Origin of the sequence: Nocardia farcinica, assembly GCF_029867845.1 — a bacterium.
GTDB classification, from domain to species: Bacteria; Actinomycetota; Actinomycetes; order Mycobacteriales; family Mycobacteriaceae; genus Nocardia; species Nocardia farcinica_A.
This window is the reverse complement of the sequence record NZ_JARWRU010000306.1, coordinates 1-1,641: the sequence shown is the minus strand read 5'-3', so window position 1 is coordinate 1,641 and position 1,641 is coordinate 1. Positions and strand designations below refer to the sequence as shown.

The 1,641-nt window shown below is 74.7% G+C and carries 2 protein-coding genes; both read right to left on the bottom strand.

All coding sequences use genetic code 11. The features are described 5' to 3' along the window. Positions 1 to 1,033, bottom strand: a 1,033-nt coding sequence (locus tag QH283_RS06605) for an Rv1355c family protein (RefSeq protein ID WP_280502128.1), incomplete at its 3' end; no start/stop codon positions are given. Further along, a partial coding sequence (locus tag QH283_RS06600) for a hypothetical protein (RefSeq protein ID WP_280502127.1) occupies positions 1,030 to 1,641 on the bottom strand: 612 nt, incomplete at its 5' end. The genes QH283_RS06605 and QH283_RS06600, both read right to left, overlap by 4 nt.

Here is a 1,641-nt window from a genome sequence, read left to right as displayed (position 1 = left end):
CGACACGGATACGCCCGGACGGCAGGTCGCGCCCGAGGCCGATGCGGCGGACGGCGGCGGCGGTGACGGCGGCGCCCAGTTGCACGTCGCCGCCGAGCTGGGGCCAGGTGGTGACGCTGCGGTCGATCTCGGCCAGGCTGGCCGCCATCCTGGCCGACAGATCCTCCGGGCCGAGGATGCGCAGCACGTGCGGGGCCTTGTCCTTGGTGGACAGCCCGCGCAGGTCCGCCGCGACGGTCTCGCCGAGCAGGCCGTGGAAGGGCGGGCGGTCCGGCTCGAGGTCGAAGCGCTCGACGTCGAACAGGCCGCGATCGCTGGTGTCCATGAGCAGTGGCAGCCGGTGCCTGCGGGCGCCGTCGCGCACGGCGAACTTGACGTCGAGCGAGTCGCACTCCTCCAGCACCAGTGACAGCCCGCTCAGGAAGCGGTCGATCGACTCCTCGTCGACGCCGCCGGTGCACACCTCGACCGGCAGGTACGGGTCGAGCTCGGCGATGCGCCGCGCGGTGACCACCGCCTTGTTCACGCCGATGTCGAACAGCGTGCCCGGCACCCGGTTGAGATTGGACAGCTCGATGTCGTCGAAGTCGGCAAGGCGCAGCAGCCCGCAGGAGCCCTCCAGGGCGATGACGTGGGCGATGGCGTGCCCGACGCTCTGCCCGACCACGCCCACCGCCATCCCGGACAGCCTGCGCTGCTCGGCGGCGGTGAGCTTGTTGCGGTTGCGGTCGAGCCGGATGGCGCGGAACACGCGCTCGCCCGGCAGGCCGAGCAGGGTGCGCCGCCACGGGTAGTAGACCCAGCGTTCGTCGGCGAGGTCGCCGGGGTCGATCGGCGGCTCGCACAACTTCGCCAGTTCCGCGCGGATGGCGTCGCGCAGGTCGCGGATGGCCACCGTCGGTGTGGCGCGCAGCCGGGCCAGTACCGCCAGGTCGTCGGGCACGTTCTCGTCCAGGATGAGCGGACGGTAGCGAGCCTGCGCTTCGGCCGGGTTCGCGGCCGCCGAGGACGGGCGGGTGTCGGAGGCGGTCACCGTGCGGCCGGCCTTCCTGCCGCGGACAGCGGCGGGCAGGTCCGGCCCGAGGCGCGCAGCGCGGCGCGTTCCAGCACGATGAGCGCGCTCTGGTTGCGGGTGGCGTGCCTGGCGTGCGCGTGGGTGTCCCACCACAGCGGGACCGTGCGATAGCGCTCGTCCGGGTAGGCGACCGGCTCGACCTCCTCGGCGACGCGGGCGCCGCTGGAGCGGTAGCGCTCGATGCCGTGCCCGGCGGAGGTGGCGAAGCTCCAGCGGGCGCCGAGCAGCCAGGCGGCGTGCACGGCGCACCGCGCGACCGCGGCGCCCAGCGCGGCGCGATGCGCGGCCGAGCGGTCCACCCAGACCGCCTTGACCTCGACCACCCCCTCGGGGGCGCGGGCGTCGATCATCGCGCGCAGCACGTCCTCGCCCGGCTCGCCCGCCCAGGCCGCCAGCCCGTGCGCCTGCTCGGCCCCCGCGTAGGGCCCCTGCGCCCGGAGTCCCCCGACGACCTCGCCGTCGTGGTCGGCGGCGGGGAAGAACAGGGTGGTCGAGTGGCCGTCGGCCCCGGGCTCGTTCTGCAGTGCGGTCTCCACGCCGTTCCGGCGGTTGTCCCGAAGGGCCCC